Source organism: Novosphingobium sp. FG90, from assembly GCF_057808725.1.
In genome coordinates, this window is record NZ_JBMDIO010000073.1 from 1 (window position 1) to 5,573 (window position 5,573).

The following is a 5,573-nucleotide window of genomic DNA, read 5'->3' on the forward strand; positions in this document are numbered from 1 at the left end:
TGTCCTCAAAATATTTCTTGCATTTTTTAGCTTTGCAGTTACCCCCCCCCCCCCCCGCTAGGGTCGCGAAAATTAGTTATGTTTCGTGTTTACTTAGGGGGGTTCCTAAATGAAGAAGATTATTACTTGTGCCGTTCTTGCGTCTGCTGCTCTTGCTACGCCTGCTTTCGCGCAGGATGAAGCCGACAAGGGCATGTATTTCCAGCTTCGCACCGGCGTCGCTGATCTCAACAATCCTGATTTCGCTATCATCGACACGTTCTCCGAACCGAACAATCGCCTCGATACGAAGCTCAACACCAAGTCCGCATGGGCCTTCGGCGGCGAGTTGGGCTATGACTTCGGCGGCGTCCGCGTCGGCCTCGAATTGGCCTATCAGCGCAACAAGGTGAAGGGCATCACGCTCAAGAGCCTGAACGGCACCGCGATCACGGCTGACGATCTTTCCGACGTTGTGGAAGGCCTTGGCGAACTCGACATCATCAGCGCCGACGACTTGGACGGCGTGGACATCAACGGCACCACGATCAGCGCAACCAGCGGCTCCGTCGCCAAGCTGCGCCAGCTCGCCGTGATGGCGAATGTCACCTATGACATTCCGGTCGGCGGCAACACCTTCAAGCCTTATGTCGGCGCTGGCCTCGGCGCGGTCGGCACGCATCTCAAGGCGCTGGGCGAGGATGATGGCTCGGTTCGCTTCGCATGGCAGCTCCGCGCTGGTGCCGCCGTGAAGGTGACGAAGGGCGTCGATCTGACTGCCGATTACACTTTCCGCCAGACCAGCAAAGGCAAGCTGAACTTTGGTGACGATGACGTGGATTACCGTCTCGGCAAGACCAAGGCTTCGCTGTTCCAAGTCGGTCTGCGCTTTACGCTCTGATCCGCGACCCTCTCAAATCGCGATAATGAGAAACCCTCCTGCTCGCGGGAGGGTTTTTCTTTGCCTGCCCCGGATTTCAGGACACTCGTATATATGGTCCGATCATATGCGATCCGGTCGCATATGCGCCCTCACAAGCTCATCCCCCTGTCACGTTGCAGGATTAGCTCGCGCTCACCGATGAGCTGGCCGACGGCGCGGGCCATCTTCGGTTCGCGCTGGATCTGCTCGATGTAGAGATCCTTGGTGTGCTGGTTCGCCCCGTTATAGGCGTCCACCGCCTTGCGAAGCGCCTCCGGGGTCGCCTTCCAGTCGCTGTTATGATCGCCATAGCCATGCGCGCCCGCCTCGCGCTTCCCGGCGATGGCCTTGAACTTCTCGGCCACCCGCTCCCGTTCCCGCATCTGCTGGCGCTCCTGCGCCTCCTGTCGGGCGCGATCGGCGGCAAGCCGCTCCTGCGCTTCACGGGCGCGCTGCGCTTCCGCCGCCTCGCGCCGATCGCGCTCGACCGCGCCGCTCAAGCTGGCCGCAACATCGTGCAGCCTGCCCGCCACCCGCTGCCCTACGGCCCGCAGCCATTCCGTCCCGCGCTCGATATACTGGCGCAGGCCCACCCTCTCATTATGCTGGCCTACCGCCGTCACCGGCTCATAATCCCGGCCTTCCCGCGTGGCCTGCTGCTCGGCCCGGCGCTCTATCGCCGTCGCGCTCGGCCCCATGTGCGCGGTCGGCTCCTGCTCGATCCCCCGGCGCTCATGGCTGCGATGATCGACACGATCCGGCACATTCGCCAGTTCCAGCGCCCGATTCTGCATCTCGGCCCAACGCTCCCGCCATCGCTCGACCTCCCCGCTCTGCTTCTGGTCCAGCTCGCGGGTCTTTTCCCCCAGCCCCTCCGGGCCTAGGCGGCGCGTCGTCGTCAACAGGTGGGCATGGTGGTTGCGCTGGTCGCCCTCTCGACCAGGTGCATGGATCGACACGTCCACCGCCACCCCATGCCGCTCGCTGATTTCGCGGGCGAGGCCCAGCGCCAGCTCGCGGCGCGCATCGGGCGATAGCTCGGCGGGCAGCGCGATTTCATATTCGCGGGCGACGGTCGAGTTCTTGCGCGTCTCCGCCAGCTCGGCCGCGTTCCATAGGCGCTCGCGGTCGGCCGCCCACGCCGGCGCATCGGCGGGCAGCACAAGCGCGCTATGCTCGACGCCCTGCTTGCGGGTGTAATCGTGGACGAGGCCGGTGCGCTCGTCCGTGATTTCGACGCCCGCACGATAGGCCGCCGCCGCCGTCGCGCTGCGACCGGCGGAACGGCCTATCGCCTTCACCGCAAGATGGAAACTCGCCATCGCCGCGCCCTTACTTGCCATGCGGGAGCATGGCGCGGGCGATAGCCCGCTGGGGTGGAGGGGTATCCCCTCCCGCACGCAAACGCAAGTTTGCATAAGTGCGCCCTTCCTCTCTTTCGTTCGGTCGGGTCCAGTGCTATCAGGGTCGCGCAGTGAAAGGATTGTGCATGGCCGCTCCAACGCCAGAGGCTATCGAAAACGCCCGCCGCAAGGTCGAGCAGGCCAAGGCCCGCTTGCAGGCATTGGAAGCCCGCGCCGCCACCCTCAACCGCAAGGCCGATGCGCGCCGGAAGATCATCCTTGGCGGCCTGCTGCTCGATGCCGCGATGAAAGACCCGGCATGGGAAAACCGCCTCACCGAGCTGATGGCCCGGATCAGCCGCGATCAGGACCGCAAGGCGTTCGACGGGTGGACCTTCAAGGGTGGCCCCGCCGATGGCTGACCCGTTCGACCCCGCCGAGTTCGACACCCCGCCCCCTGACCCCGGCGCGGATTATCGCGTCCTCCTCGATGCGATGCGGCAGGCCGGGGCCGATGGGGTCGCGCAGCAAGCCGCCACGCTCGTCCAGCGGATCGAGCAGGACGCCCGCCATCGCACCGAATGGGGCCAGCGCATGGGAACGGCGGTCGATGATCTTCAACGGGCCGCAGGGCAGCTCCAGCGGGCCAGCGCCGGGATATGGTGGGACCGCCTCAAGGAATGGCTGGTCGCCGCCCTGATCGGGCTGGGGCTGATCTTCGCCGCGGCCCTCGCCTACCGCTGGGCGCAGGAACCGAAAATCGAGCAGCGGCTATACGGCTGCACCGCACGATGGGACGCCAAAACAGGCAAGTGCAAAGGCGACTGGGTGCCGTTGCAGGCAAGGGAATGACCGGGGGAACAGCCATCAAATCAGCCCGACGACCAGTAGCAAGGCACGGTCCACCGCTTTCATCCGCTCATCGTCAAGCCGCCCGAAAGGTTCGCTGATTTTTGAGCGGGGCAAGGTCGATAGCTTGTCCACCATCACCTGCGAGAGCACACGCAGGCCATTGGCGTTGTCCGGGTCAACAGTGATGCGAAAGGCGGCATCGCGCACGTCGCTGGTGATCGGGCAGATCACGACGCTTTCCAGCTCGGTCAAAAGATTCGACTGCACGATAAGGGCTGGGCGAGGTTTGCCGTAGTCCCCCTGCAATGAAACCGCGACAATATCGCCTCGCTTCACTGCCAACCCTCGACCTGCCCCGCTGCCGCTTCGGCAAACCGCAGCGCGTCCAGCTCTGCCGGATCGCCCTTCAGCTTCAGGCACTGTTGGCGCACCCGCTCCGCAAAATCAGCGGCGCGGGTATCTGGCACCCAAAATTGCACGGGCCGAAAGCCCGCAGCGCGCATACGCTGGCGGTGCCGGTCTACCTTGTCAGTTCTCTGCTTGAGCGCGCCCATGTGAAATTCCAATAAGTTTCATGTGTGGTTACATGATACCCCTCGCGCCTATCCTCCGCAAGTTTTATCGCAAAGCGCCCTCTGTGGCCCGTCAGGGCCACGCCAAGCCCTTGGATGGCACATACTACCCCCAAGCGCCTCCCTGCGCTCTACGGGCCGGAAATTGCCTCCTGCACCCCCTGCAAAGCTAATTGGCGCTGCCGTTCGTTTAGGTGCGACGTGGAGGGGAAACGGCGAGGGTGCCGCAAGCACCTACGCGCGCCGCGACTAGCGGCGCTCATTGTTCACTTTTTGTTCCTATCTAAAGGGGCTGCTTCGCCAGCGCTTAGGTCCGCGCTCGCACCCCCTTTAGATCATTAGAAGGGCGAGATTTTTTCTCTTCTTTTTTCAAATACTTATGGGGGGGGGGTGTGACTCCTAGGAGTCACACCCCTGTGACTCCTAGGAGTCACAGGTCTGTCCTACAACTTGACAGATGAGTCGCGTTTTGCGACCAGTGTTTGTCCAATTTCTCGACACCGGAGTCACACCCCTGTGACAGATACGCGCACCTTACCCGCCGCTCCCTCCCCGACCGGAACATGGGTTCAAACAGACCGGGCCACCCATGAGGCATGGGCGCGCATGTCGGTGAAAAGTCCACGCGCCTCCGCGCTGCTGCACATCCTCGTTGCGCGGATCGGCCAGCACAATGCGGTAGTGGCTTCCCAATCCGTTCTAGCGAAGCTCATGGGCTGCAATCGGCGCACCATTGTGCGGGCGATTCAAGACCTCGTGGAAGGCCGCTGGATCGAAGTCCGCCAGATTGGGGACCGGGGCACCGTCAACGCCTATGTCGTCAATGATCGAGTGGCATGGCATGGCCCCCGCGAGAGCCTGCGCTACTCGCTGTTCAGCGCAACAGTGATCCTTGCCGAGGACGAACAGCCGGATCGGGGCGAGCTGGGGCAACAGGAACCCTTGCGGAAGCTGCCCCGCCTATTCCCCGGCGAACAGCAGTTGCCCGCAGGGGATGGGCTTCCCCCGCCATCCCAGCCCTTTTTCGATGGCATGGAACCGGCCCTGCCTGCTCTGGATGAACCGGAACCCGATCCAGCGATGCAGGAAGAACTTTCCCAGCTCGTCAGCGGCCTAGGCAGCAAGCTCCGCGCTCCCGATGCCTCTCCCCCTGACGATGCAACCGATATATAGATACTATACAGGCCAATTTAACAGCGAGTGACATCATGGGTATCACCCTAAGAGAAGCATCGGAAAAGGTCGGTGTCACCCGCCAAACGCTTATGAAGGCGATCAAGACGGGCCGAGTTTCCGCCGAAAAATCAGAAAACGGCGAATGGCGTATTGAGCCTGTCGAGCTGTTCCGCGTGTGGCCCCCTGTAAACGATGTGCAGCAACCTTTACAGGATCACTTAACAGGTAGTGACACCCCTAGTTTACAAGCTGAAAACAGGCTGTTGCAGCAGAAACTTGAGATGGTGGAGCAGGCCAACGCCGAACTGCGTGAAGAACGGAACGCTTGGCGGGAGCAGGCGCAGCGGCTTGCCCTGACCGATCAACGGCCAGTCCCACCCGCAGCGCGCCGGGGGCTATGGTCGCGCATGTTCCGCCGATCCGAGGAAGGATGAACACCATGAAAAAGGAAACGGCCCCCGCGCCCGCCTCCATGCCGATCTGCCGCTTAGAAGCCCTCATGCTGGCGGGCGCGCAGCTCATGGCCCGCGATGAAAAGGTGCGCCGGGAAGTAGCCCAGCGCCTTTCCTGACAGCGCCCCGGCTCGATGCCGCCAGGGCGACAGCCCTAGCGGATAGTGATGAATTGATTGAGAAAATTGTTGCGGTTTCGCAACATCTTAGAAAAAACTCAATTGTCCTCAAAATATTTCTTGCATTTTTTAGCTTTGCAGTTACCCCCCCCCCCCCC

The 5,573-nt window shown here is 62.4% G+C and carries 9 protein-coding genes; 6 read left to right on the forward strand and 3 right to left on the reverse strand.

The genetic code is table 11. From position 1 onward, the window contains the following. Positions 1 to 109 precede the first annotated feature (109 nt). Positions 110 to 880 (forward strand): outer membrane beta-barrel protein, encoded by a 771-nt coding sequence (locus tag ACODRZ_RS26195; protein WP_488973128.1) that lies wholly within the window; start codon positions 110 to 112, stop codon positions 878 to 880. A gap of 131 nt (positions 881 to 1,011) precedes the next feature. On the opposite strand, the gene mobQ is transcribed toward ACODRZ_RS26195, so the two are convergent. Next, positions 1,012 to 2,244, reverse strand: a complete 1,233-nt coding sequence (mobQ, locus tag ACODRZ_RS26200) for a MobQ family relaxase (protein WP_488973129.1) — start codon at positions 2,242 to 2,244, stop codon at positions 1,012 to 1,014. 146 nt (positions 2,245 to 2,390) lie between these two features. On the opposite strand from mobQ, the gene ACODRZ_RS26205 reads away from it, so the two are divergent. Both ACODRZ_RS26205 and ACODRZ_RS26210 read left to right on the forward strand, forming a co-directional pair. Next, the gene (locus tag ACODRZ_RS26205; protein ID WP_488973130.1) at positions 2,391 to 2,666 is read left to right on the forward strand and encodes a mobilization protein; all 276 of its coding nucleotides are present in this window, start codon (positions 2,391 to 2,393) and stop codon (positions 2,664 to 2,666) included. Continuing rightward, positions 2,659 to 3,096: a hypothetical protein gene (locus ACODRZ_RS26210; protein WP_488973131.1), complete on the forward strand. Its 438-nt coding sequence runs from the start codon at positions 2,659 to 2,661 to the stop codon at positions 3,094 to 3,096. The genes ACODRZ_RS26205 and ACODRZ_RS26210 overlap by 8 nt, the downstream gene beginning before the upstream one ends. A 15-nt stretch (positions 3,097 to 3,111) precedes the next feature. Here the strand turns inward: ACODRZ_RS26210 and ACODRZ_RS26215 are convergent, their stop codons facing one another. Continuing rightward, positions 3,112 to 3,432 carry a type II toxin-antitoxin system PemK/MazF family toxin gene (locus ACODRZ_RS26215; RefSeq protein ID WP_488973132.1) on the reverse strand — a complete coding sequence of 107 codons (321 nt, stop codon included), beginning with the start codon at positions 3,430 to 3,432 and terminating at the stop codon, positions 3,112 to 3,114. Further along, positions 3,429 to 3,650, reverse strand: a complete 222-nt coding sequence (locus ACODRZ_RS26220; protein WP_488973133.1) for an antitoxin MazE family protein — start codon at positions 3,648 to 3,650, stop codon at positions 3,429 to 3,431. Before ACODRZ_RS26220 ends, ACODRZ_RS26215 begins: the two co-directional genes overlap by 4 nt. 624 nt (positions 3,651 to 4,274) lie before the next feature. Between ACODRZ_RS26220 and ACODRZ_RS26225 the strand changes: the two genes are divergently transcribed. Genes ACODRZ_RS26225 through ACODRZ_RS26235 form a run of 3 tightly spaced genes read left to right on the forward strand, consistent with a single transcriptional unit; the run spans position 4,275 to position 5,415 of the window. Then, entirely contained in the window at positions 4,275 to 4,841 is a 567-nt protein-coding gene (locus ACODRZ_RS26225) for a helix-turn-helix domain-containing protein (protein ID WP_488973134.1), read from the forward strand. 35 nt (positions 4,842 to 4,876) lie between these two features. After that, positions 4,877 to 5,278: a hypothetical protein gene (locus ACODRZ_RS26230; RefSeq protein WP_488973135.1), complete on the forward strand. Its 402-nt coding sequence runs from the start codon at positions 4,877 to 4,879 to the stop codon at positions 5,276 to 5,278. A gap of 5 nt (positions 5,279 to 5,283) precedes the next feature. After that, on the forward strand, positions 5,284 to 5,415 hold the full coding sequence (locus ACODRZ_RS26235; RefSeq protein ID WP_488973136.1) for a hypothetical protein: 132 nt from the start codon (positions 5,284 to 5,286) through the stop codon (positions 5,413 to 5,415). Positions 5,416 to 5,573 lie beyond the last annotated feature (158 nt).